24 protein-coding genes and 1 tRNA gene are annotated in these 23,539 nt (G+C 69.6%); 15 read left to right on the top strand and 10 right to left on the bottom strand.

Annotated elements, in window-relative coordinates:
* The first annotated feature begins 15 nt into the window (after positions 1–15).
* From FK268_RS21030 to FK268_RS21005, 6 genes are all read left to right on the top strand, one after another.
* On the top strand, positions 16–1,131 hold the full coding sequence (locus tag FK268_RS21030; protein WP_146437405.1) for an alpha/beta hydrolase: 1,116 nt from the start codon (positions 16–18) through the stop codon (positions 1,129–1,131).
* A 37-nt stretch (positions 1,132–1,168) separates the two neighbouring features.
* Positions 1,169–1,245 (top strand) — tRNA-Leu (locus FK268_RS21025).
* Positions 1,246–1,495: 250 nt separating this feature from the next.
* Entirely contained in the window at positions 1,496–1,903 is a 408-nt protein-coding gene (locus FK268_RS21020) for a YciI family protein (RefSeq protein ID WP_146437404.1), read from the top strand.
* 6 nt (positions 1,904–1,909) lie between these two features.
* Complete coding sequence (locus FK268_RS21015; protein ID WP_146437403.1) at positions 1,910–3,049, top strand: RNA polymerase sigma factor; 1,140 nt, start codon at positions 1,910–1,912, stop codon at positions 3,047–3,049.
* 146 nt (positions 3,050–3,195) lie between these two features.
* Positions 3,196–3,789: a hypothetical protein gene (locus tag FK268_RS21010; RefSeq protein WP_146437402.1), complete on the top strand. Its 594-nt coding sequence runs from the start codon at positions 3,196–3,198 to the stop codon at positions 3,787–3,789.
* On the top strand, positions 3,773–4,315 hold the full coding sequence (locus FK268_RS21005; protein ID WP_146437401.1) for a TetR/AcrR family transcriptional regulator: 543 nt from the start codon (positions 3,773–3,775) through the stop codon (positions 4,313–4,315). The genes FK268_RS21010 and FK268_RS21005 overlap by 17 nt, the downstream gene beginning before the upstream one ends.
* A gap of 57 nt (positions 4,316–4,372) precedes the next feature.
* Here FK268_RS21005 and FK268_RS21000 read toward each other — a convergent pair whose 3' ends face one another.
* Positions 4,373–6,271, bottom strand: a complete 1,899-nt coding sequence (locus tag FK268_RS21000) for a DNA/RNA non-specific endonuclease (protein WP_146437400.1) — start codon at positions 6,269–6,271, stop codon at positions 4,373–4,375.
* 69 nt (positions 6,272–6,340) lie between these two features.
* On the bottom strand, positions 6,341–7,066 hold the full coding sequence (locus FK268_RS20995) for an SDR family NAD(P)-dependent oxidoreductase (protein ID WP_146437399.1): 726 nt from the start codon (positions 7,064–7,066) through the stop codon (positions 6,341–6,343).
* 57 nt (positions 7,067–7,123) lie between these two features.
* Between FK268_RS20995 and FK268_RS20990 the strand changes: the two genes are divergently transcribed.
* Positions 7,124–7,666 (top strand): MarR family winged helix-turn-helix transcriptional regulator, encoded by a 543-nt coding sequence (locus FK268_RS20990; protein ID WP_231707197.1) that lies wholly within the window; start codon positions 7,124–7,126, stop codon positions 7,664–7,666.
* Positions 7,667–7,771: 105 nt separating this feature from the next.
* Here the strand turns inward: FK268_RS20990 and FK268_RS20985 are convergent, their stop codons facing one another.
* The 4 genes from FK268_RS20985 to FK268_RS20970 all read right to left on the bottom strand — a co-directional run bounded on the left by FK268_RS20985 (position 7,772) and on the right by FK268_RS20970 (position 11,956).
* Positions 7,772–9,079, bottom strand: a complete 1,308-nt coding sequence (locus tag FK268_RS20985; RefSeq protein WP_146437398.1) for a KasA/KasB family beta-ketoacyl-ACP synthase — start codon at positions 9,077–9,079, stop codon at positions 7,772–7,774.
* A 100-nt stretch (positions 9,080–9,179) separates the two neighbouring features.
* Positions 9,180–9,902: an MgtC/SapB family protein gene (locus tag FK268_RS20980; protein ID WP_146437397.1), complete on the bottom strand. Its 723-nt coding sequence runs from the start codon at positions 9,900–9,902 to the stop codon at positions 9,180–9,182.
* Positions 9,899–11,029, bottom strand: coding sequence for a DUF7802 domain-containing protein (locus FK268_RS20975; RefSeq protein ID WP_146437396.1), 1,131 nt, complete (start codon positions 11,027–11,029; stop codon positions 9,899–9,901). Before FK268_RS20975 ends, FK268_RS20980 begins: the two co-directional genes overlap by 4 nt.
* Before the next feature lie 3 nt (positions 11,030–11,032).
* Positions 11,033–11,956 (bottom strand): metal-dependent hydrolase, encoded by a 924-nt coding sequence (locus FK268_RS20970; RefSeq protein WP_146437395.1) that lies wholly within the window; start codon positions 11,954–11,956, stop codon positions 11,033–11,035.
* 65 nt (positions 11,957–12,021) lie between these two features.
* Here FK268_RS20970 and FK268_RS20965 point away from each other — a divergent pair, with 65 nt between their 5' ends.
* On the top strand, positions 12,022–12,621 hold the full coding sequence (locus FK268_RS20965; RefSeq protein WP_146437394.1) for a TetR/AcrR family transcriptional regulator: 600 nt from the start codon (positions 12,022–12,024) through the stop codon (positions 12,619–12,621).
* On the opposite strand, the gene FK268_RS20960 is transcribed toward FK268_RS20965, so the two are convergent.
* Positions 12,611–14,098 carry a uracil-DNA glycosylase gene (locus FK268_RS20960; RefSeq protein WP_146437393.1) on the bottom strand — a complete coding sequence of 496 codons (1,488 nt, stop codon included), beginning with the start codon at positions 14,096–14,098 and terminating at the stop codon, positions 12,611–12,613. The two genes, FK268_RS20965 and FK268_RS20960, sit on opposite strands and share 11 nt — an antisense overlap.
* Positions 14,099–14,286: 188 nt before the next feature.
* On the opposite strand from FK268_RS20960, the gene eat reads away from it, so the two are divergent.
* Genes eat through FK268_RS20935 form a run of 5 tightly spaced genes read left to right on the top strand, consistent with a single transcriptional unit; the run spans position 14,287 to position 19,509 of the window.
* Complete coding sequence (gene eat, locus FK268_RS20955; protein WP_146437392.1) at positions 14,287–15,732, top strand: ethanolamine permease; 1,446 nt, start codon at positions 14,287–14,289, stop codon at positions 15,730–15,732.
* On the top strand, positions 15,732–16,994 hold the full coding sequence (locus FK268_RS20950) for an HAD family hydrolase (protein WP_146437420.1): 1,263 nt from the start codon (positions 15,732–15,734) through the stop codon (positions 16,992–16,994). The genes eat and FK268_RS20950 overlap by 1 nt, the downstream gene beginning before the upstream one ends.
* A 26-nt stretch (positions 16,995–17,020) precedes the next feature.
* On the top strand, positions 17,021–18,436 hold the full coding sequence (locus tag FK268_RS20945; protein WP_146437391.1) for an ethanolamine ammonia-lyase subunit EutB: 1,416 nt from the start codon (positions 17,021–17,023) through the stop codon (positions 18,434–18,436).
* A complete protein-coding gene (eutC, locus tag FK268_RS20940; protein WP_146437390.1) occupies positions 18,433–19,218 on the top strand; it encodes an ethanolamine ammonia-lyase subunit EutC in 786 nt (261 codons plus the stop codon). The genes FK268_RS20945 and eutC overlap by 4 nt, the downstream gene beginning before the upstream one ends.
* Before the next feature lie 27 nt (positions 19,219–19,245).
* Positions 19,246–19,509 (top strand): Rv1893 family protein, encoded by a 264-nt coding sequence (locus tag FK268_RS20935; protein WP_146437389.1) that lies wholly within the window; start codon positions 19,246–19,248, stop codon positions 19,507–19,509.
* Here the strand turns inward: FK268_RS20935 and FK268_RS20930 are convergent, their stop codons facing one another.
* Positions 19,510–20,274: a helix-turn-helix transcriptional regulator gene (locus FK268_RS20930; protein ID WP_231707196.1), complete on the bottom strand. Its 765-nt coding sequence runs from the start codon at positions 20,272–20,274 to the stop codon at positions 19,510–19,512.
* A gap of 76 nt (positions 20,275–20,350) precedes the next feature.
* Here FK268_RS20930 and FK268_RS20925 point away from each other — a divergent pair, with 76 nt between their 5' ends.
* A complete protein-coding gene (locus FK268_RS20925) occupies positions 20,351–20,848 on the top strand; it encodes a VOC family protein (RefSeq protein ID WP_146437388.1) in 498 nt (165 codons plus the stop codon).
* Here the strand turns inward: FK268_RS20925 and FK268_RS20920 are convergent.
* Complete coding sequence (locus FK268_RS20920; protein ID WP_158636181.1) at positions 20,845–21,345, bottom strand: LppP/LprE family lipoprotein; 501 nt, start codon at positions 21,343–21,345, stop codon at positions 20,845–20,847. The two genes, FK268_RS20925 and FK268_RS20920, sit on opposite strands and share 4 nt — an antisense overlap.
* A 121-nt stretch (positions 21,346–21,466) precedes the next feature.
* Between FK268_RS20920 and FK268_RS20915 the strand changes: the two genes are divergently transcribed.
* Positions 21,467–22,462 carry a glutathione S-transferase family protein gene (locus tag FK268_RS20915; RefSeq protein WP_146437386.1) on the top strand — a complete coding sequence of 332 codons (996 nt, stop codon included), beginning with the start codon at positions 21,467–21,469 and terminating at the stop codon, positions 22,460–22,462.
* On the opposite strand, the gene FK268_RS20910 is transcribed toward FK268_RS20915, so the two are convergent.
* Positions 22,442–23,527 carry an oxidoreductase gene (locus FK268_RS20910; RefSeq protein ID WP_146437385.1) on the bottom strand — a complete coding sequence of 362 codons (1,086 nt, stop codon included), beginning with the start codon at positions 23,525–23,527 and terminating at the stop codon, positions 22,442–22,444. The genes FK268_RS20915 and FK268_RS20910 overlap by 21 nt on opposite strands.
* Positions 23,528–23,539: the final 12 nt, after the last annotated feature.

The raw sequence follows: 23,539 nt of genomic DNA, 5'->3' as shown, positions 1-23,539 counted from the left end.
CGGTACCGTAGGCGCATGAACGTATTGAGCCTGACTCAATTGCGCGAGCGCGCCGGCAACCTGTACGCGCTGACCCTGGGGGACGGCATCCGCCCCGTCGAGCGCACCCCGCACGTCGTCGTGGCCGACGGTGCGCACCGGACCCTGCGCCGGTTCGCCTCGGATTCCGATCGGGATGCGGCCGCGGTGCCCGGCGCCGCGCCGGTGCTGCTGGTGCCGCCGATCGCCGCTCCCGCCACCTGCTACGACCTCTCGCCGGAGACCTCGGTCGTCGCGCACCTCGCCGCCACCGGCCGCGTCCCGTACGTCGTGGACTTCGGCGAGATGAACTACGCCGACCGCGGACTCGGCTTCGAGGACTTCGCTCTCGACATCATCCCGCAGGCCATCACGCGGGCCCTCGATGACTTCTGGGGCGGGGAGGTGCCCGACGGTGCCGGCGTCGACCTGTTCGGCTGGAGCCTGGGCGGCACGCTGTCCTTCCTTGCCGCCGGGGCCTCGACGGAGGGGATCCGCTCGATCGTCTCCATCGCCACGCCGCTCAAGTACGCCGCGCAGCCGCCGTACCCGCTCGTGACCTCTGTGATGAAGCCGGTGCGCGGCCTCGGCCCCGGCGCCCTGATCGCGCTGCTCGGCGGCATTCCCGCCCCGATCGTGCAGGTGGCCTACCGCGCCACGTCGTGGGACCGGGAGCTGAAGAAGCCCAAGTTCGTGCTGGAGAACCTCGGCGAGCCCGAGAAACTCGCGCGCATGGAGGTCATCGACCGTTTCCAGCGCACCTTCCCCGGCTACCCCGGCAAGCTGGCGACGCAGCTGTGGGAGCGCCTGATCTTCCGTGGCGAGCTCGCCGCCGGTGAGGTGCACCTGGGGGAGCGGACGATCGATCTGCACTCCATCGACGTGCCCATCCAGCTGTTCGGCTCGCACCGGGACGCCCTGTGCGCGTGGGAGACCGCGCGGCACGGCGTCGACTTGTTCACCGGTTCCCCGCGGGTGGAGTTCGCGACCGTCGAGTCCAGCCACCTCGGCCTCGTCGCCGGCCCCGACGCCGTCCGCGAGACCTGGCCCGTGATCGATGACTTCCTCGCGTCGGTGGACGCCGAGTCCGGGGCCACCGACCCCGCCCGGTAAGCTGACTCGGCTGGCCGTTTCCGACGGTCCGCCGGACGCCCCCGTAGCCCAATTGGCAGAGGCAACGGATTCAAAACCCGTCCAGTGTGAGTTCGAGTCTCACCGGGGGCACCACATCGTCGCAGGTAGGCGGCTTGCCAAGCAACTTCTGCGAGAGCCGACTTCGTGTCGGTCAGTCCCGTGTCGGTCCCGGTGTCCCCGCCTGCCCGCACCACGCCCTGGGTGTGGCGCTGCAGCTGGTCGTCGACTGAAGGTCGACACGATCTGCGGAAGAATTTTCCGCGGACATGTCGAGAAGTCACGGTCGCCTGCGTCCCAGGTTCGAGTACGGACACAATGGCCGTACCGGACGAGAGGAAACACCATGGCCAAGTACCTGCTGCTCAAGCACTACCGCGGCGCTCCGGCCCCCGAGAACTTCGTGACGATGGATCACTGGACGCCCGAGGAGATCGCGGCGCACGTGCAGTACATGGAGGACTTCGCGGATCGCCTGCGCGAGTCCGGTGAGTTCGTGGACGCGCAGGCCCTGGCACCGTCGGGCACCTGGGTCCAGTACGGCGGCGAGGGGCGACCGCCTGTGACCGACGGTCCGTTCGCCGAGACGAAGGACCTCATCGCGGGCTGGATGGTGATCGACGTGGACTCGTACGACCGCGCGGTCGAACTGGCCGGCGAGCTGTCCGCAGCGCCCGGCAAGGGCGGCACGCCGATCCACGAGTGGCTGGAGCTGCGGCCGTTCATGACTACCGCCGACCTGATCCACGACTGACACGACGTGGACGAATCCCTTCTGCGCCGCCTCATTCCGGAGGTCATCGGCGTCCTCGTCCGTCGCGGAGCAGACTTCGCGGCGGCCGAGGACGCCGTTCAGGAGGCGTTGATCGCTGCGCTGCGCACATGGCCGGACGAGTCGCCCCGGGATCCGAAGGGCTGGCTCGTCGCCGTGGCGTGGCGACGTTTCCTCGACGCCGTCCGGTCGGAGTCCACCCGGCGGCGGCGCGAGGAGGCGATGGCGCAGGAGCCGCTCGCCGGGCCGGTCGCGGCCTCCGACGACACGCTGCAGCTCTACTTCCTGTGCGCGCACCCCGCGCTCACGCCGACGTCGGCGGTCGCGCTCACCCTCCGGGCCGTCGGCGGACTGACCACCCGGCAGATCGCGCAGGCATACCTGGTCCCGGAATCGACCATGGCGCAGCGGATCAGCCGAGCCAAACGCACCGTCGCGACCGACGGGGTGGGCCGGCCCGGGGACGTGGCAACCGTGCTCCGCGTGCTGTACCTGGTGTTCAACGAGGGCTACTCCGGCGACGTTGATCTCGCGGCCGAGGCGATCCGGCTCACCCGCGGTCTCGCCGGGCTGATCGATCACCCCGAGGTCGCGGGCCTGTTGGCGCTCATGCTGTTGCACCATTCCCGTCGCGCAGCCCGGACCACGCCCGACGGTGCGCTCGTTCCCCTCTCCGAGCAGGACCGCTCGCTCTGGGACACGCAAACGATCTCCGAAGCGGTCGATATCCTCCAGGCCGCGTTGCAGCGGGATCGGTTGGGCGAGTATCAGGCTCAGGCTGCGATCGCGGCCCTGCACGCCGACGCCCTGACCGCCGAGGAGACCGACTGGGTGCAGATCGTGGAGTGGTACGACGAGCTCGCACGACTGACGGAGAGCCCCGTCGTCCGACTGAACCGGGCCGTCGCGGTCGGCGAGGCTGACGGCGCCCGATCGGGGCTCGCGGCGCTGGCCCCGCTCGATCCCGCACTTCCCCGCTACGTCGCCGTGTCGGCATACCTGCATGAACGCGCTGGCGACACCACCCGGGCGGCGCAGTTGTACGCCGAGGCTGCGGAGCTCGCGACCAACGTGCCCGAACGGAATCACCTTTTCGTGCAGGCGGCGCGCCTCAATTCGGCGACGTGAACCGCAGCGGAGAACGGATCACCGCGACTGAGGAACAAGCGGGGCTGGCGAGCGTCCGGATCGGTGCGATACGCCCCGAGTCTTGACCAATACGATCGTATGGGAGAGTATGAACCATACGATCGTATTGATTTCGAGGAGGTTCGGTGTTCCGCATTCTGGAGGTCGTCGGCATGCTCGCTCCCGTCGCGGGCATCGTCGTCATGTGCGTGTATCGGCGTCGTGCCGCCACCGGTGTTGCCTGGGGCGTCGTCGGCGCAGTCGCCGCGTTGGTCGCGTCGGCCGTCGGGTTCTTGGGGCCGAGGCTGTCCCTTCTAGGTGGTGGCATGGACTCCGGGGATGCTCTGCTGGGCAACATGCGCTCGTGGGCGCTACTCCGAGTGGGGCTCCTGCTGCTCAGTGTGGTTCTCCTGGTCGTCGGCGCTTTCTCGGGACGGGGCGGAGATCGGACGCCGGTCGTTTGGCTCGCCGCCGGTATTCCGCTGGTGATCGTCGGATTCGCGCTGACCTTTGTTCATGTGCGCTTCGGCGGGGATCACGAGGGTCTGTCGGAGATCGTGGGCCTGCTGGTCGAGACGGCGCAATTCGCGCTGCTGGGGCTCGGGGTGCTCCTCCTCTGTCTCGCCGTCGTGAGCGGGCGTTCCGCAGCGGACGGCCGGCGCGAGCCGGCGCAGATGGTGATAGGAGCCGCTATGCAGGCCAAGCAGTTCTACGATCGTGTCCATGCCCGCCGCCGCTGACGCCCTCACTGAGCATGTCATCGCCCAGATCTCCGAGTCGGGGCTCGACGGACTGAGTGTGCGGACCGTTGCGACCCGGGCCGGCGTGTCGATCGGCGCGGTGCAGCATCATTTTCCGACGAAAGCGGCGATGCTGCGGGCTGCGTTGCGCACCGTCGCCGCCCGGGCCGCCGAGCGCTATCGCGGGGCGGCGGAGATCGACGGTGCACGCGAACGTCTCGTCGCGCTCCTTGATCTGCTGCTGCCCAGCGGGATTGACGACGACACCGCGCGAGTCTGGGTCGCGTTCTCGGCGCGAGCGCTCACGGATCCGGAGATCGGGGAGGTGTACCGCGACCTGTGGTCGCGATTACGGTCAGCGATAGCGGATCTTGTCGAGGAGGCCGGAGCTCCGCGGACTCCTCGGGCCGAGGCGGATCGCATTGCGATGACGGCGCTGGCTCTGGCCGACGGGCTGACCGTCGACGTTCTCGCTGGTGCGGTATCGGTCGAGGAGGCTCGTGCCGCTATGGCCGCAGCGGTGTGATGCCGCGTCCACGGGCGGCACGTCGTGATCGACGTATTACTCGAGGCGTACTGCCGGTCACCAGGCGATGTCGCCGACGCTCTGGAGCGGCCGGTGGTCGGCGAGACTCTCGGGCGCGTTGTAGGTGTCACCGCCGCGGAGCTCGTCCGCAAAGCGCAGTTCAGTCCGCTCCTCGATGGTCGTGAGGCTCACCTGGTAGGCGCGGAACTCGTCGAGATCGAGCGCTTCGAGCCGGTCGAGGTTCTGGGTGAGGAGGAATCCGCGGGCGACGAGCTTCCCCTCGCTGACGAAGGCGACCACCTTGAAGAACTCGCGGGGGAGTGCGACGCCCCGGTAGGTGCGGTCGTCGTCGCCGAAGACAGGCCCGCCGAAGACGCTGACCTTCAGGTTCTCCGCCTCGGCGTCGGCCAGGACGGCGTTCTCGATGAGTCCCCAGATGCCTTGGCGGGCACTCTGGTTGAAGTCCTCGACCTGAGGGGAGATGTTGGTGTAGTAGAAGGAGTCGGTGTTCGCCTGCTCGGCTTCGGCGGTGCTGCCCCAGGTGAGATCGGCGCGGCGCGCGACGTGTCCGCGGTCGATGCGGTTGCCGGAGTAAAGCTCGTTGCCGACCTGAGTGTCCGCGGGGAGGCGGGGGTCGAGGACGAACTTCGATCCGCTCCGCTGGATGTTCTTGAGGGTGTTGCCGTCGATGTTCCAGGCGACCCAGCGGGTAAGGCGGCGCGACCGGCTCTGCGTCAGCGAGAAATGCGTGTAGTCGATGATCGGGCTGCCGTCGACCTCCACCGCGTCGTCGGCCACGCTCGCATCCACCCCGGGCACCGGCACCGCAGCACCGAGGAAGTCGGGGTCGTACCCGGCGCCGATCCGAGCCCCACCCGCGGCCTGCGCCGCGGGGGCACCGTCGGGCGGTGTGAGGGTGATGCCGAGCTTGGTGAACACGGACTTGCCGAGGCACGCGAGTGCGTGGTCGTCGGGGCTGCCGGCGGCTTCCCCGCCGAAGTGCAGGCCGGCGAAGACTCCTGTGGGGCGGCCGTTGGCGGCTTTGAACAGCCACACGGCTCCGGAGTCGCCGCCTTCACTGATCTGGTTGTCGGGGGCGGGATTCCGGGGATCGGGCCCGATCTCGAAGCCACCGATCTGCTGTTCGCCGACGCTGCCGCCGTAGTCGATCTTCACGACGACGTCGACGCGGCGCACGAGGCCGTGCGTCACGCCCGTGGTGCGGCCGCTCTTGATCACTTTGTCACCCAGCTCGGGCTCGCCGAGCTCGGTGGGCGCGACGGTCAGCCCGAGCGGTTCGGGGGTGTAGCCGCGGTCCACGATGGTGGCCACGGCGCAGTCGCCGGCGACGCCGAGATGCGAGCGGCACAGCACCCCGAGGCGATTGTCGTCGACCCGGTCGTCGTCGTAGGCGCCCGGCTGGACGACGGTGTCGCCGATCTTCCCGTCGGGGCCGTTGAGGACGTGCCAGTTCGACAGGATGAGCGGGGTGCCGTCAGTACGGTCGTAGACGATCGCGCCGATAGTGCCGGCGGAGACCTTCACGTTGCCGACGCTGATGCCCGGCCTGATCGGGTCCAGGCGGGCCTTGGCCTCGGCCGGCGCCGCCTCGGGTTCGGCGACGATCCGGTACGAGGCCTCGTAGCTGCGCTCGAGCACATCCGTGGGCACCGCGACACCGTCGACCTCGACGGACTCCGGCAGCAACGAGGTACCCAGGCTCTCGAGCGCCTCGGGCGCGACCTTCCGGCGTACCGTGAACTGCACCGCGACGGTGTCGGTCGGCTTGCCGTCGACGACCTTGTAGCCGATCCCCACTGACGTCACGTTCGGGTCGGCGAGGTAATCGGCGGCGCGTGCGCGGACGAAGCTGCGTAGTGCCTCCGTAGACGCAGGAGCGGCGCCCTTGGCCTGCTCGGTCGACGGTGCTGTGGGCTTCCGTTTGTTACCGGCCATAACTTCAACGGTAGGCGAAGTCGCCGAAGCCGGCCGGGTGAGCGAGTACCACGCGTCTCACCGGGGGACTCACCGGGAGGGGTACTCGCCCCCGTTGACCGCGAAGGTCTGCGCGGTGATCTGGCGCGAGTCCGGGTGTGCGAGAAATGCGACCGTGTTCGCGATGTCCGCCGGAACGCCGGCGCGCTTGGTCATCGCTGCGTCGATCAAGGAGGCGCGGCGGGCGTCGGTGAGGGCGTCCCGGAAGAACTCGGTGCGGGCGATGTACCCGGGGGAGACCACATTGGCGGTGATTCCGCGCGCCCCGACGCGGCGAGCGAGTCCGATGTTCCACGACGCGAGCCCCGCCTTGGCGGCCCCGTACGACTCTGCTCCCTTGTCGGCGGCGATCGAGCCGATGGAGATGATCGCGCCGCCACCCGTCATGGTCGGGAGCACCGCCTCGGTCATCAGGACCGCGCTGATGAGATTGCTCTCGAGGTTGCGCCGCCACGCTGCCGCGAGCGCCGGGAGATCGCCCGGTTCGGGGTGGTCGAAATCGGTGTTGCCGCCCGCGTTGTTGACCAGGACGGTCGTCTCGGTGATCTCCTGGTCGACGAAGGCCTGGATCGCCTCGGGATCGGTGCCGTCGAGAGGCGCGGCTCGGACGGTGTCACCGATCTCGGCTGCCGCGGCGGACACGACGTCGGCACGGCGGCCGGTGATGACGACCTCCATGCCGTCGGCGGCGAGGCGCTCGGCGATCGCCCGGCCGATACCGGTTCCGCCGCCCGTGACGATTGCGATGGTGGACATCCAGATCCTCCTGCGCTAGATTACGTTTAGACCTAAACATAGACGGAGTGGTGCGCGGTGGCAAGAGAATTGAGCGAGTCCGATCCGGTCGACGCGATCGCCCTCGCGTGGCAGCGCGAACGCCCGGACCTTCCGGTTCAGTCGATCGGTGTCATCACGCGAATCTGGCAGGCCGCCAAGATGCTCGGCGACGAACGGACGCGCCTGCTGCGGGAGCAGGGGGCGGACACCGCGACGCTGGATCTGTTGTCGACCCTTCGCCGGTCCGGGCAGCCGTATCGGCTGACCACTCGGGAGCTCGGGCAGGCGGCGATGGTGACGGCGGGCGCGATCTCGCAGAGGGTCGAGCGCGCCGAACGTGCGGGTCTCGTGCGTCGCGCGAACAGACCCGGAAGCCGCACGGTCGACGTGGAACTCACCGAAGCCGGCCACCGCGAGGTGGACCGACTCGTGACGGAGGTTCTCACCCGCGAACAGGCCCTCCTCGCAGGATTGTCGCCGGACGGTATGAGCGACCTCGCCGAGTCGCTTCAGGGCCTACTGGAGCACCTGCACGGCGAGTTGGGCCGGACGAGACCGAGTCAGGTCGGAGACGGGTAGGAACCGCTGGGGTGTGTCCGCGCCGCGTGTACGTCCGTGCTGGGAACGAACGACGCCGCCCGCCCTGAGAGTCAGGGCGGGCGGCGTCGTCAGAAGCGCTGTGAATCAGTACTTGCCGAAGGCGAGCGCCACGTCGTGGCCGCCGAAGCCGAACGAGTTGTTCAGGGCGTACTTGAAGTCACCCTTGCGCGCCTCGCCGTGCACCACGTCGAGCTCGATCTCCGGATCCTGGTTCTCCAGGTTCAGGGTCGGCGGGATGACGCCGTCGCGCAGCGACAGCACCGTCAGGGCGGCCTCGAGGGCGCCGACGGCACCGATCGAGTGGCCCAGCGCGCCCTTGGGGGCGTAGATCGCCGCGTCGGTGCCGACGACCGCGTTGATGGCCTTGGCCTCGGCGAGGTCGCCGATCGGCGTCGCGGTGGCGTGCGCGTTGATGTAGTCGATGTCCTCGCGCTTGAGGCCGGCGGTCTCCATGGCGCGCTTCATGGCACGAGCGGCGCCGCCGCCCTCCACGTCGGGGGAGACCATGTGGTAGCCGTCCGAGGTGATGCCGGCGCCGAGCAGGCGGGCGATGGGCTTCGCGCCGCGGGCGAGGGCGTGCTCCTCGGTCTCGATGATCATCAGCGTCTGGGCCTCGCCGAAGACGAAGCCGTCGCGGTCCTTGTCGAACGGGCGCGAGGCGGCCAGCGGATCGTCGTTGCGGGTCGAGAGGGCGCGCATCATGGCGAACGGGGCGATGACGGGGCTGTCGATCTTGCCCTCAATGCCGCCACAGACGGCGATGTCGGCGTCGCCCATGACGATCTGGCGCCAGGCGTGGGCGATGGCCTCATTGCCGGTCGAGCAGGCCGAGACGGGGGCGATGGCGCCGGCGCGGGCGCCGATCTCCAGGGCCGAGACGGCGCAGGCGCCGTTGGGCATGGCCATCTGCACGGTGAACGGCGAGACCTTGCGGACGCCGTGATCGCGCAGTGCGTCGACGGCCTCGACCATCGACTCGCCGCCGCCGAGACCGGTGCCGACGACCGCGGCGAGGCGGTTGTGGTCGACGTCGGGGCGGCCCGCGTTGTCCCAGAGGCGCTTGGTGATCACGTGTGCGGCCTGCTCCACGTAGGACATGCGGCGCTTGGACACGTGCTGCTTGCTGATGTCGCCCGCGTACTTGCGGTCGGGGCGCTCGGGGACCTCGGAGGTGGGGTCCTCGAGCAGCTGGCCGCCGAAGCGGACCGGGAGGTCGGCGATGTCGACGCCGATGAAATCGCCCTTGAGCTCGCGAATGCCGCTCTTGCCGGCCAGAAGGCCCGCCCACGTGGACTCGGTGTCGGTGCCGATCGAGGTGGTCATCTCGATCGCGGTGACGACGACGTTGGGGAACTGTCCGCCGAGCGTGCTGAAACTCCGGATGTCTGCCATGCCTTCCATGAAACAGGATCGAAACGTCCTTCCGGCTGTTCTCAGGTGAGAACTTCACAGCCGTCTCTTGTGGGATCGTCACGAACCGTTCGGTTCACCTTCAGTCGTCGTCGGCCCCGCGGTCGATGCGCAGCACCCCGTCGACGCCGCCCAGGGCAGCGCCGGCCTCGGTCACACCCCGTCCCACCAGGGACAACGCGACGGTGACCTCGTGGCCGTCACCGTCGTCGTCGACGGGCCCGTCGACCACCGTGAGCGACGCCACAGTCCAGCCCCGCCGCGAACAGGCGCCGAGGACCTCCCGCAGGACGCCGGCCCCGTCGCGGTAGGTGAGGGTGAATCCGCGCTCGGCGGTCCCTCGCGCCGCGACCATCCTCCCGAGGGGCGTGAACCCGAGGACCGCTACGAAGTGCAGGACGGTCACCGCGACGGCCAGGATCTCGAGCCCCGCCCCTGCGGCCATACCGATCGCGGCGGTCTCCCATACCGCCGCGGCGGTGGTGAGCCCGCGGATCGCGCCCCGCCGCGTGATGATGAGCCCCGCGCCGAGGAAGCCGATCCCCGAGACGATCTGCGCCGCGACGCGGGACGGGTCGAGGACGACGGTGCCCGGGGCCAGGACATTGCCGAAGCCGTACTTGCTGACCAGCAGGATCAGCGCGGACGTGGTCCCGACGATGGCCTGGGTGCGCAGGCCGGCGCTCTTGCCGCGGAACTCGCGCTCGAGCCCGACCACGGTGGACAGGGCGAACGCGAGGACGAGTTGCTCGATCTGGCGCCACCCCTGGCCGGCGCTGATCCATGAGTCCGCGAGCGTGCTCACACCTCCATGGTGCTCCCGATCGGCTCGGATGCAACCGGTTCCCGATAGCGGACGCGGAAGGTCAGGGCGACCGCCCCGGCCCCGATCGCGAAACAGAGCAGCGTGAAGGGCAGGTTCCCGATCGGATCCCCGGCCGCGCTGACGCCGTCCTTCGCGCCGAAGTAGTCGGGGAGCGCCGCGATCCACAGGCCCGCGAAGACCACGAGGTACAGGCTCGCGTACGCCTGGACCAGGGGGTTGCGGTGCACCGGGCCCGACGGTGCGCCGGGGGACAGGGACCGTCGGACCGCGTACAGGGCCGCCCCCGCCATCACGGCCAGCTCCAGGGCGTACACGGTGCCGCGCACCGTGTCACCGGCGAGGCCGATGACCGTTGCGGGCAGGGGCAGGACGAACGTGCCCACCGATGCCGCGAGGCCGATGACGACCGTGCGCCACACCAGCTGCGGTCCGGTGAACCGGGCGCCGGCGTCGACGTGCCGACCGACCATGTATTGCACGCACAGCGCCAGCGACATCGGCCAGAGCGCGGCGAAGACCACGACCGAGCCCATCGGAACGGACGCGAAGAAGGGCAGGTTGATCGGGTTGTCGGGCGCCCACTCCCACCACCGCAGTTGCGGCCCGATGTGATCGAAGATCTCGTAGAACGCGCCGTGCACCAGCCCGACGGTGCACGCGCCCAGGATGATCCCGCACCGCCGGAAGACGCCGAGCATGCGGACGATCTCGAACGACATCGTGGCCATCAGGGGGTAGATCGCCACGATGTACAGCGGGAGCCGGCCCCAGAGGAAGTCGACGGTGAAGAGGTTGTGCGCGAACATCGTGTCCACGTGGCCCTCGATGCCGAACGCGCCGGGGAAGTACAGCGGCGGCTCGATGATGAACAGGTAGGCGGTCGCGCCGAACCAGACCGCCAGGTTCGTCGCGTCGCCCTGGCGCCAGCGGCGGACGGCGTGCACCAGCATGAGGACCGAGCCGACGACGATCGTCACTTCGAGGACGGGCAGCGTCCAGTTCTCGAGGTGGAACGGGCTGCGGAAGGAGACGAGGCCGCCCGTGTCGTCGCAGGTGAAGCCCATGCGACGAGCGAGTGCGTCGAAGGTGGGGGTGCACATGTCCATCGGTCAGGCCCCGATCGCCGCGTCCGAGGTGTACCACCGGGTGCAGTCGACGCCCTCGTCGTACCGGCGCAGCCACTCGCCGGCGAGGACGGGCAGGTTCTCGTGCGCGGGGTCGTGCAGGGGCATCTGGCTGCGGATGATGCCCTTCATCGCGACGGCCTGCTCCGCCTTGGGGAGCACGTCGAAGGCGCGCGGCATGGCGCCCTTCGTCAGGTGCGGCGCCACCGCGACGAGCACCTTCTGCTTGAGTCGGTAGCGCCCGAACATCGAGAGGGCGTCGACCTTGCGGTCCTTGAGCGGCACGTGCTGGTTGAAGCCGGCGCATGCGATCCGGATCACCTTGAGCACGTGCGCGAAGATCGACGGTGCCATTCGCATCCGGTAGACCTCACTGCCGACCAGCGCGTTGTAGATGATCAGCGCGGAGCTCCGGTGCTCGACCTCCTCGACGAAGTGCCACAGGAACATCGACGCCACCCGGTCGTCGCCGGGCCGGAACAGCGCCTCCTCGTTGTCGAGCATGAGCTTGAAGACCGGCGTGAACGTGGCCTCCAGGTCGGCCGTGTAGGCCAGCCGGTAGTCCGTGGACGTGGCCTCGGTGAGGAGGTCGAACTCGCCGATCACCGCGTCGAGGGTGTTCTCCAGGCCCGGGTACCGATCGATCAGCGCCTGGACGTGTCGACGGTGCGCGGTCGAGTGATGCCCCTCCTGCTGCATGAACGCGGTCGCCTCCGCGGCGACCTCCTCGTTGGGGAACTCCTTGCGCACCTGCAGGATCAGCTTGACGATCATCTTCTCGAAGCCGACCGCGAGGAAGCTGACCGCGTTCATCATCGACGAGAAGGCGGGGTTGTCGGGGTTCCACAGGAAGGGCACGGGAGCCTCGTCGAAGTGGAAGTCCATCTTGCGGGGGTGCAGGTCCGTCATGGGCTCACCATACACATAGAACAGGTTCTGTATGGTGAGAACGCGCGAAGCTGTAGCCTGGGGCGATGGCACGCAGGGGATGGGGTGGTTCGCCGCCGGCCGGCGACGAGGAGGCGTCCGCACGCATCGTTGCCGCCGCGGTGGAGATCATCGGTGAGCGCGGCACCACGTCCATCGCGGAGGTCGCCGATGCGCTCGGCGTGATCCGGCAGACCGTCTACCGCTACTTCCCGACGGTCGATGCGCTGCTGCAGGCGGCTGCCGTCCAGTCGGTTGGCGCCTTCCTCGACCGGCTCGCGGAGCACGTGCACGGCATCGGTGACCCCGCGGAGGCGGTGGTCGAGAGCATCGTCTTCACCCTCGATCAGGTGCCGCGGGCCCCGCACCTGCGCCTGATGCTCGCGGGGGAGCACTCGCACACCGAGGCCATCGCGTCCGGCCAGGCGATGGCCTTCGGCATGACGATGATCCGCCGGTTCGACGTGGACTGGCCCGCTCACGGTTACGACGAGGCCCGGCTGCGCGAGCTGGTCGAGTTCCAGCTGCGCATCATGCAGTCCTTCTTCATCTCCCCGGGCGACCCGCCTCGCACGCCCGACGACCTGCGCGCCTACCTCCTCCGGTGGGTCGCGCCTGCCGTCGTGTCCGTGGCGTTCAGCGAGTAGGCGCCGATATCCGAAAGCCCGGTTGAATCGCGGTGATTCGTGCCTGCTGGCCGTTCACCAGGTCGACTGCGTCGCCGACCTGCACCAGCTTCAGGCTCTGCCCGAACCGGGATTCGTGCGAGACCGTCTCGTACTCGGTGTCGGTATCCCGTTCGGTGAGGACGAAGGTGTCCTGTTCGCCGTCGGGGTACTCGATCGTCACGATCGATCCTCGGAATGCCCTGCTGTCGGTCGAGACGCCGTTCCGCCTCGCCCAGTCGGCCGCCCGATCGCGTTGCCTCAGGTAAGTCCCCTTCGCGCGTTCCAGGTCGGCGAGCCGCGTTGCGATAGCGCGGTCGTCGTCACTCAGTTGTTGGTAGTCCTCGAGGCGTTCGCGGCTGTCCCGGCACTCGTCCATTCGGCTCCGCAGGTCGCGTCGCCGCGCGAGGAGCGCTTCCTCGGCGATGCGGTACTGCTCGATCTCCCGGTCGAAGGCGGCTTCGTTCGGAGTGTTCGTGGGGGCGTCAGCGGATGCTGTTCGATGGTCCGCGGTCGTCGTGCCGGCTGTCGTCCGGTCCGCGGCGGCCCCTTCGCCTGCGGCCGAGGGGGTGGCCTGCCGGTCTGACGATGCGGAATCGATGTCCGGCGTCTCGTCCGACTGCTGCCGCACGGTAGGGGCGGGCTCATTCGTGGTTCGCGCGACGTAGCGATCTTTGAGGTCGCCGAGCTTGCGGCTGACGATCCGCCACCGTGTGCGGCCGGGCTGGTCGTTCATGTCGGGCGGCTCGTCCGCAGCGGCGCCACTGGACGCTGGAGTGATCGTGCTGTTGTAGAACATCTGCCGTGGATCGCGTAGATGGCGGGCGGCCGCCGTGAACGACTCCTCGATCTCGCGGGCGTACTTCTCGACCTGCGCCGGTGATTTGTACGCGGGATTGGCGGCGAGCGGGTGCCAGGAGTCGATCACGCGGACGCCTGCTGCGAGTTCGGGGTACGCCTGCTGGAGCCGCGGCCACGCCGCCTTCGCCTGTACTCCGTGGAGGAGCACGACGCGCAGCCGTGGAAGGAGTGCCACGAGTCGCGCGAGCGCGTCGGTCGCGTGGCGTACGTCCTCCTCGGTCGGGGCCAGCGTGCGGTGACCGCGCCGGACGGTCGTCGTGGGCTGCCATGGGAAGCTGTTCCACGCCTGGATGTCGCTCACGTCGATGCCCGCCTCGGCGAGCAGCGTCTTGTAGCGCTCAGCGGTGGGGTCGGCGTTCTCGATGCAGAGCATGCCCGAGCCGTCGTGGCTGTCGGCGCGAGTTTTCGGTCCGGGGTCCTGCAGGAGCGCCAAGAGGCGGGCGTTGACTCCGCCGTACGTCGGTGCGACGTACGGAACGAACGCCCCGTCCCGCTCCTCCCGCAGCCGGTCGACCAGCTCGTTCACGGGCCGCACGTGAGGGTCGTACCGCCGTCGGTAGAGGTCCTCGCGATACGTCGCATCGCTGCACCACTGCATGATTCCCACCCTTCTGGAGACTCAGCTCGCTGAGCCGGTCGCCTCCTCCTCGACCTGCACTGCAACCCTGCTGCAACGCTTGACTCGTAGTGTTCCAGATCACACCGACACGAACCGTCGGTGAAACACGCCGATACCGCCCCGGAAACACACCGGGAACAGGATCGACCGTGATCAGGAAGGCCCACATGAGTACAGAGCGCCAGGCGCCGCACCAGCTCCACCACGACGGGGTGGACGCGACCATCGAGTCCGACGACTACCTCGCCAAACGCACCCTCCGGTCGGGATCCGCCGGCTGGGTGCTGCTGGCGGGGCTGGGCGTGAGCTACGTGATCTCCGGCGACTACGCCGGATGGAACAACGGCCTCGCGCAGGGCGGGTGGGGCGGTCTCGCGATCGCCGCGGTGATCATCGCCGGCATGTACCTCGCGATGGTGCTCGGCATGGCCGAGATGTCCTCGGCGCTGCCGGCTGCCGGCGGCGGCTACACCTTCGCCCGTCGCGCGCTCGGCCCCTGGGGCGGCTACGCCACCGGCATCGCGATCCTCATCGAGTACTCGATCGCGCCCGCCGCGATCGCGACCTTCATCGGCGCGTACGTCCAGTCCCTCAACCTGTTCGGGATCACCGACGGCTGGTGGGTCTACCTGTTCGTGTACGCGCTGTTCATCGGCATCCATCTCACCGGTGCCGGCGAGGCGCTCAAGGCGATGTTCGTGATCACCGCGATCGCGCTCGTCGGCCTCGTGATCTTCGCGATCTTCGCCATCGGCAAGTTCGACGCCCACAACCTGACCGACATCGCGGTCACGAACGCCGTCGGCGCCTCGAGCTGGCTCCCGCACGGCTACCTCGGCATCTGGGCCGCCGTGCCCTTCGCGATCTGGTTCTTCCTCGCCATCGAGGGCGTCCCGCTCGCGGCCGAGGAGGCGCGCGAGCCCGAGAAGAACGTGCCCCGCGGCATCATCGTCGCGATGCTCATGCTCGTCGTCACCGGCGCGACGGTGTTCTTCCTCGCGCCCGGTGCCGTCGGCGCGCAGGCGATGTCCACCTCCGGCAATCCGCTGGTGGAGGCGCTCGGCGAGGGCACTGCTGCGAAGGTGGTCAACTACATCGGCCTCGCCGGCCTGGTCGCGAGCTTCTTCTCGATCATGTACGCCTACTCGCGTCAGACGTTCGCGCTCTCGCGTGCCGGCTATCTTCCGAAGAGCCTGTCGGTCACCAACTCTCGCAAGGCGCCGGTCCTCGCGCTCATCGTGCCCGGCGTCATCGGCTTCGCTCTCTCGCTCACGGGTAAGGGGGCGATGCTCCTCAACATGGCCGTCTTCGGCGCCGCCGTGAGCTACGTGCTCATGATGATCAGCCACATCGTGCTGCGCCGCCGCGAGCCCGACATGCCGCGCCCCTACCGCACTCCCGGCGGCGTCGCGACCACCTCGTTCGCTCTCGTCATCGCCTGCGTCGCCGTGGTGGCCACCTTCCTCGTCGACCCGACGGCGGCCGGCCTGACCCTCGCCGCGTTCGCCGCCTTCCTCGTTTACTTCGGGGTCTACAGTCGGCATCATCTGGTGGCCAATTCGCCCGACGAGGAGTTCGCCGCCCTCGCCGATGCCGAACGGGATCTGCAGTGATGCGCCGTCGGGCGGCCGTGCTCGCCGCGGCCGTGCTCGCCCTCACCCCCGCAGCGGTGGCCTGCTCCTCGAGCGAGGCGGGTTCGCAGTCCGCCGAGTGCCGCACCCTCGCCTCCGACAAGGGCTGGTACGGCGACAACCGTGAACGTCTCCAGAAGCTGATCACCGAGCGCGGCCACTGCGGCACCACGCGCGACGGCGCCGCCCCCGTCGCGCTGTTCGACTGGGACAACACCGTGGTGCGCAACGACATCGGCTCGGCGACCGCGTACTGGATGATCCGCACCGGCAAGATCCGTCAGCCCGCGAACGGCGACTGGCGGACCACGAGCCGCTACCTGGTCCCCGAGGCCGCGCAGGCGCTCGCGGACGCGTGCCCCACCGCGCTCGCCGCCCCCGGTGCGCCGCTGCCCACCGATCGGGACGCCCGCTGCGCGGACGCGTTGGTCGCGGTGGTCGACGACGGTGAGATCGGCGGCAAGCCGGCCTTCGCCGGGTACGACCACAGGCGGATGGAGCCCGCGTACGCCTGGGTCGTCCAGCTCATGGCGGGATACACCGAAGCCGAGATCGAGGACTTCGCGAAGAGCGCGCGCACCGAGGCGCTCGCCGCGCCGGAGGGTGCGAAGCAGCGCATCGGGACCACCGAGGTCTCGGCCTGGGTGCGCTACTACAGCCAGATCAAGGATCTCATCGGGACGCTGGCGGACAACGGCTTCGACGTCCGGATCATCTCCGCGTCCGCGCAGCCCGTCGTGCGGGCGTGGGCGCCCGAGGTGGGCCTCGCCCCCGACAAGCTGATCGGCATCCGCCCCGTCGTCACCGACGGGAAGATCGTTCCGCACCTGCGCGGATGCGGCGATGTGCCCGACGGTGACGACTCGATGATCAACTACATCGACGGCAAGCGGTGCCTGGTCAACCAGGAGGTCCTCGGTATCACCGGGGCGCAGGCCTGGCAGCAGGCGCCGGAGACCCGGCGGCAGGTGTTCTCCGCCGGCGACTCCGTCACCGACCTCACCTTCCTCGGCGATGCCACCGGCCTGCGGCTCGTGATCAACCGCAACGTCCCCGAGCTGATGTGCACGGCCTACGCGAACACCGACGGCAAGTGGCTGGTCAACCCCATGTTCATCGAGCCCAAGCCGCAGGCGAAGCCCTACGCGTGCGCCACTGCGGGCACGGACGCCGCCGGCGCGAAGGTGCCGGTCCGCGGCGCCGATGGCGCCCCGCTGGGCTCCGTCGCGGATACCGTCTACTAGAAGTCACGTCTGAAAACGGAGCAATCATGATCCGCAGCCAATCCGTCCGTGGGGAGACCTTCACCTTCACGTCGATGGCCGACCTGCTGGCCAAGGCCACGCCTCTGCGCTCGGGCGACGAGCTGGCCGGATGCGCGGCCGCGTCCGACGCCGAACGCGCGGCGGCGAAGTGGGCCCTCGCCGAGGTCCCGTTGACCGCAATGCTCGAGGAACTCGTGGTGCCCTACGAGTCCGACGAGGTCACCCGCCTCATCATCGACACCCACGACCGGTCCGCCTTCGCCCCGATCGCGCACCTCACAGTCGGGGACCTCCGGGACCTCCTCCTGCGGATCTCCGTCGCCGACGATGCCGGTGCCCGGCTCGCCGCCCTCGGCCCCGCCCTGACGCCGGAGATGGTGGCGGCGGTGAGCAAGCTGATGCGCAACCAGGACCTCATCGCCGTGGCCCGGGCAGTCCGCGTCACCGCGGGCTTCCGGACGACGGTCGGCCTGCCGGGCACTCTCGCGACGCGGCTGCAGCCCAACCACCCCACGGACGATCCGCGGGGCATCGCCGCCGCCACCCTCGACGGCCTGCTGCTCGGCTGCGGCGACGCGGTGATCGGGATCAACCCCGCCACCGATTCGCCGCACGCCACCTCGGACCTGCTGCACCTGCTCGACGAGGTGCGCACCAGGTTCGACATACCCACCCAGTCGTGCGTGCTCAGCCACGTCACCACGACGCTCGGCCTCATCGAGCAGGGCGCTCCCGTCGATCTGGTCTTCCAGTCGATCGCCGGGACCGAGGGTGCCAATTCCGCCTTCGGCGTGACGATCCCGCTGCTCGAGGAGGCGAACGCGGCCGCGCGCGAACTGGGGCGCGGCACCGTCGGGAACAACGTGATGTACCTGGAGACCGGGCAGGGCTCGGCGTTGTCGTCGGGCACGCACATCGGTACCGACGGCGCTCCCGTGGACCAGCAGACGCTCGAGACCCGGGCGTACGCCGTCGCTCGGCACCTCGACCCGTTGCTCGTGAACACCGTGGTCGGCTTCATCGGGCCGGAGTACCTCTACGACGGCAAGCAGATCACGCGCGCCGGCCTCGAGGACCACTTCTGCGGCAAGCTGCTCGGCCTGCCCATGGGCGTCGACGTCTGCTACACCAACCACGCCGAGGCCGACCAGGACGACATGGACGATCTGCTGACGCTCCTCGCCGTCGCCGGGGTCTCCTTCGTCATCACCGTGCCCGGTGCCGACGACGTCATGCTCGGCTACCAGTCGCTGGCCTTCCACGACGCGCTCTACGTGCGCCGCGCGCTCGGCCTGCGGCCCGCGCCGGAGTTCGACGCCTGGCTCGCACGGCAGGGGATGACCGACGAGTCCGGCGGCCTCCGCGACGTCGCCGTCGAGGCCTCTCCGCTCCGCGAACTCGCGGCCGGAGTCGGGCGATGAGCTCGCTAGAGCGCGCCGACGGCGCCTTCTGGGACACCCTGCGGACCACGACGCAGTCGCGGATCGGACTGGGCCGCACCGGCGATGCGCTGCCCACGCGCCGGGTGCTGGAATTCTCCGCCGCGCACGCCGCGGCGCGGGACGCCGTGCACCAGCCGCTCGACACCGATGCCTTCGTCGCTCGCGCACGGGGGCTCGGCCTCGGCGAGCCGATCGTCGTGACCAGCCGCGCGGCCGACCGCGGGGAGTACCTGCGCCGCCCCGACCTCGGGCGCGCGCCGTCCGATCTCTCCGCTGTCCCGAAAACGGGGGCGGACCTCGGTCTCGTCCTCGCCGACGGCCTCTCGCCGAAGGCCCTCACCGATCACGGGACGGCGCTGGCGGGCGCGATCCTCGCCGCCCTGCCGCCCGATGTGACGGTGGCGCCACCCGTCATCGCGACGCAGGCGCGCGTGGCGCTGGGCGATCACGTGGCCCGGGCGCTCGGCGTGCGCACCCTGCTCGTGCTGATCGGGGAGCGTCCAGGACTGTCGGTGGCCGACAGCCTCGGCATCTACCTGACTCATCGCGCCGACCCCGAGGACTTCGGGTCGGGCGTCACCGACGCGCACCGCAACTGCATCTCCAACATCCACCCGCCTGAGGGCCTGGGCTACGCCGACGCCGCCCGGATCGCGGCGTCCCTGGTGGTCGGTGCCCGGCGGCTCGGGCGCTCCGGTGTGGATCTCAAGGACACCTCGCGGGCGGAACTGGAAGGCCCTGACCAGCGCGGACTACACTGACGACAGTCCGAGCGAAGGAGTCGGAAGATGATCGGCAAGCGGATCCAGGAGAACATCGACGCGGTCACCCGCATCGCCGCCGATTCGGTGCGCAAATCCGGTGAGATCGTCGAGGGCGCCGGTGAGGCGCTGAAGGGCGACGTGATGGGCGGCGTCAGCAGGATGGCGACCAGCGCGGCCGACATCGCGACGTCCGCCACCGCCGAGGGGGTCAAGCTCGCAGGGGAGAACCTCTCCGCCGCACGCGAGGCCTCCGATGCGGTGGCCGACAAGGTGACCCGGAAGGACTGATCACCGCGCGGTCCGCCGGTATCCGCCGGGTGTGAACCCGAGGACCTTGCGGAAGTCCCGCACGAGGTGCGGCTGATCGGCGTAGCCCAGCTCCGCGGCGATGTCCGCGATCGCCGTGTCCGGCTCGGTGCTGAGCAGGTGCGCCGCCTGCTGCAGCCTGCGCCTGTGGATCAGCGCCAGCGGGGTCAGGCCCACGTACCGGCGGGTGAGGCGCTGCGCCGTCCGAGGGGAGACTCCGATCGTTGCGGCCGCGTCCTCGACGGTGACGATTCCCTCATCCTCCTCGATCGCGACGACCAGGCGATTGGCGAGCTCGGCCTCGTCGGACACCGTCGGAACCCGTGCCGTGAGCCAGTTCTCGACGGTGCGGCAGGCGCCTGCGATGTCGCCGCGCGCCATCGCCGCGGCGACGTCCGCGTGCAGGTCGGGGGCGTCGACGGCGGGGTAGTCGTCGAGGATCGCGCGGGCGTCGTCGGTGACGGCCGGCGTGGCTGCGGGGCGCAGCAGTGCGCCCACGGCCCAACCCGTGCCGACGAGGTCGCGGTGCGAGCGCTCGGTCGTCGCGCCGGCGAGCCCGACGAGGTCCGTCTCGACCACGAGATTGAGAGCGGGAAAGGCGAGTACGTCCTGGCGGGAGGTGCGGCCGGGGGCGATCACCCACTGGGAGATCCAGAACCAGCGCACCAGCGGCTCCGCGGCGGGCGACGGCGCGCGGCGCTCGAAGGTCGGCAGTCGCGCCGGATAGAGGATGCCGCGGGGATTCACGCGTCGATCCTAGGCGCGCGGGATCTGTCGCGAATGTTCAATCACGGGTGCCGGGCAGGCTCGTAGCGTGAGGGGCATGACAGAGAACACGACCGCCGCGAACGGCGCACACACCACCGATGGCGTCCCCAACTCCTTCTCCTCGCTGACGCCCTTCCTGGCGATCCCGAACGCCAAGGCCGCCATCGACTTCTACGTCTCCGTGTTCGGAGCCCGCTCGCTCGGCGTCACCGAGATGGGCGGCGTCGTCGTCCACGCCGAACTCGACTTCGGGCACGGTCGGCTCCAGCTCGGTGAGCCGAACGAGCAGTTCGGCCTCGTCGCCCCGCCCGACGGTGACGCGGACTGCTACTCGCTCGGCCTGTACTGCGGCAACGTCGACGAGGTGGTGGCACGCGCCGAGGCCGCGGGTGCCACGATCCGGGAGCCGGTCACGAACTTCGTCTCCGGCGATCGGTTCGCCAGCATCCGCGACCCGTACGGCGTGCGCTGGTCGATCATGACCCGCGTCGAGGACCTCAGTGACGAGGAGAGCGCCGCCCGCGTCGAGGAGTGGGCGGCGGCCCAGGGCTAGTCCGCGACCTGCGGCGGGATCGGGTCCAGCGGCTGCGGGGTGTCCTGCGGCATCGTCTGGAACCGGACGTCGGCGGAGCCCGTCGGGTTGGCGTTGGCGTCGCCGGGGTTCAGCCACTTGAACCGCACGGTGATCTGGCCGGGGCCGTTGCTGCCGACCACGGACGTGAAGGCGTCGCCCTTCGGCGTGGGAGTGCCGGCGAACTTCTGGTGGTCGAACAGCAGAATCTGTACGGGCGAGCTGCCGGTGCCGCGGTCGGTGTCGAGGCGCACCCAGTTGAGTGTGCAGTCGACGGACCCGCCCATCGCCGTCACGCGCCAGGGCACGCCCGGCAGCGGCGGTGCGATCGTCCGGATCGCGTCGTCGATGCGGTTCTGCGGGAGCTCGGGGCAGGACACGGGAGCGGCACCGGCCGCGCCGGTCCCGACTGCGCCGGATCCGATACCGGAGGCGACGGCCGCAGCGGAGACGGCGAGTGCGATCAGAGGCTTGCGCATGGCTTCGTTCCTTCCATCACGGGAGGTCGACGCGGGCTCCATCGACGGGTACTGCTTGTATCGGGTAACGATCCGCCGACGTTACCTCGCAGGCGCGGCCGCCGGTCACTAGCCTGAGTTCATGAGCGAGGAACAGGGCAGCTACGTCACCGAGAACCAGCCGTACGAACGCGATACCCGATACATCGAAACCCGCATCACCCGCGACGGTCGGGACGGCTACCCGGTCGAGGCGGGCCGCTACCGGCTGGTCGCCTCGTACGCGTGCCCCTGGGCCACCCGCACCATCATCGTGCGGCGGCTGCTGGGCCTCGAGGACGCGATCTCCCTGGGCATCGCCGGACCCACGCACGACAAGCGGTCGTGGACCTTCGACCTCGACGAGGGCGGGCTCGATCCCGTGCTCAAGATCCCGCGCCTGCAGGACGCGTACTTCAAGCGGGTCCCCGACTACCCGAAGGGGATCACGGTGCCCGCGATCGTCGACGTCCCGACGGGCGCCGTGGTCACCAACGACTTCCCGCAGATCACGATCGACTTCTCGCTCGAGTGGACCGACTTCCACCGCCCCGGCGCGCCGCAGCTCTACCCCGAGGACCTGCGTGGCGAGATCGACGAGGTGAACAAGGTGGTCTACCGGGACGTCAACAACGGCGTCTACCGCTGCGGTTTCGCGGGCTCACAGGAGGCCTACGACGCCGCCTACGACCAGCTCTTCTCGCGTCTCGACTGGCTCACCGAACGGCTCTCGACGCAGCGGTACCTGGTGGGGGACACCATCACCGAGGCCGACGTGCGGTTGTTCACCACGTTGGCCCGGTTCGATCCGGTGTACCACGGCCACTTCAAGTGCAATCGGGAGAAGCTCAGCGAGATGCCGGTGCTGTGGGCCTACGCCCGCGACCTGTTCCAGACGCCCGGCTTCGGCGATTCCACGCACTTCGACCACATCAAGCGGCACTACTACGAGGTGCACCGCGACATCAACCCGTCGGGCATCGTCCCGAAGGGGCCGGATCTGCGGAACTGGTTCACCGAGCACGGCCGGGAGAAGCTGGGCGGCAGTCCCTTCGGTGCGGGCACCGCGCCCGCGCCGCTACCGATTCCCGCCGGCTGACACCGCGGCGCACGGGTAGTCGCTGTAGCCCTCGGCCGCGCGGCCGTACAGCACGTTCTCCCGGATCGTCGACAGTGCGACGGAACGCCGGATCCGTTCCACGAGGTCCGGGTTCGCGATGAAGGCGCGCCCGAACGAGACGAGGTCGGCGCCGTCGGCCAGTGCCCGCTCCGCGTCGGGGGCTGACGTGGGTGCGCGATTCTCACCCACGTTGGCGATGACGGTGCCGGCGAACCGCGACCGCAGGTCCGCGAGCGCGGGGTAGTGGTCATTGTCGGTGAGGTGCAGGTACATCAGGCCGCGTCCGCTCAACTCGTCGACGAGGCTCCGGTACAGGCCGGCGGGATCGCGCTCGACCATCGAGAACTGCGGATTGCCGGGCGAGAGCCGGATCGCGGTGCGTTCGGCGCCGATCGCATCCGACACTGCATCCACCACCTCGAGGGCGAAGCGCATCCGGTTCGCGGCCGTCCCGCCGTAGCGGTCGTCACGCAGGTTCGTATTGTCCGCGAGGAACTGGTGGATCAGGTAGCTGTTGGCGCCGTGCAGCTCCACCCCGTCGAAGCCGGCGGCGACGGCACGGCGTGCGGACGCGACGTACTGGTCGATCGCGGCGGCGATGTCCGCCGCCGACATCGCGGCCGGTCGCGGCCACGCAGCCTTCGAACCGTCGAGCAGATGCAGGACGTCGCCGTCGGGCACGGCCGACGGTCCCGCGGGAACCGAGCCGTCGATGCGTGCGGCCGGGTGCCCCTTCCGGCCGCCGTGCATGAGCTGGGCGACGATCCGGCCGCCGCCGGCGTGCACCGCGTCGACCACCCGGGTCCATGCCCCCTGGTGCCGGTCGGTCGCGAGTCCGGGCACCCATGCCTCGCTCTGCCCCGAAGAATGCGGCCACATGCCCTCGGTGATGATCAGCCCGGCGCCGGCGCGCTGGCGGTAGTAGTCGGCGACGTCGGCGGCGGGAGAGCCGTCCGGTTCGGAGCGCAGGCGGGTCATGGGCGCCATGACGACGCGATTGGGGAGGTCGAGGGTGCGGCTGCGGTACGGCGTGAGGAGTGACATGTCCGTACGCTA

The organism is Tsukamurella sputi (genome assembly GCF_007858445.1).
GTDB lineage: Bacteria > Actinomycetota > Actinomycetes > Mycobacteriales > Mycobacteriaceae > Tsukamurella > Tsukamurella sputi.
Note: the sequence above shows the minus strand (reverse complement) of the source record. Positions and strands in the feature narration are given on the sequence as shown.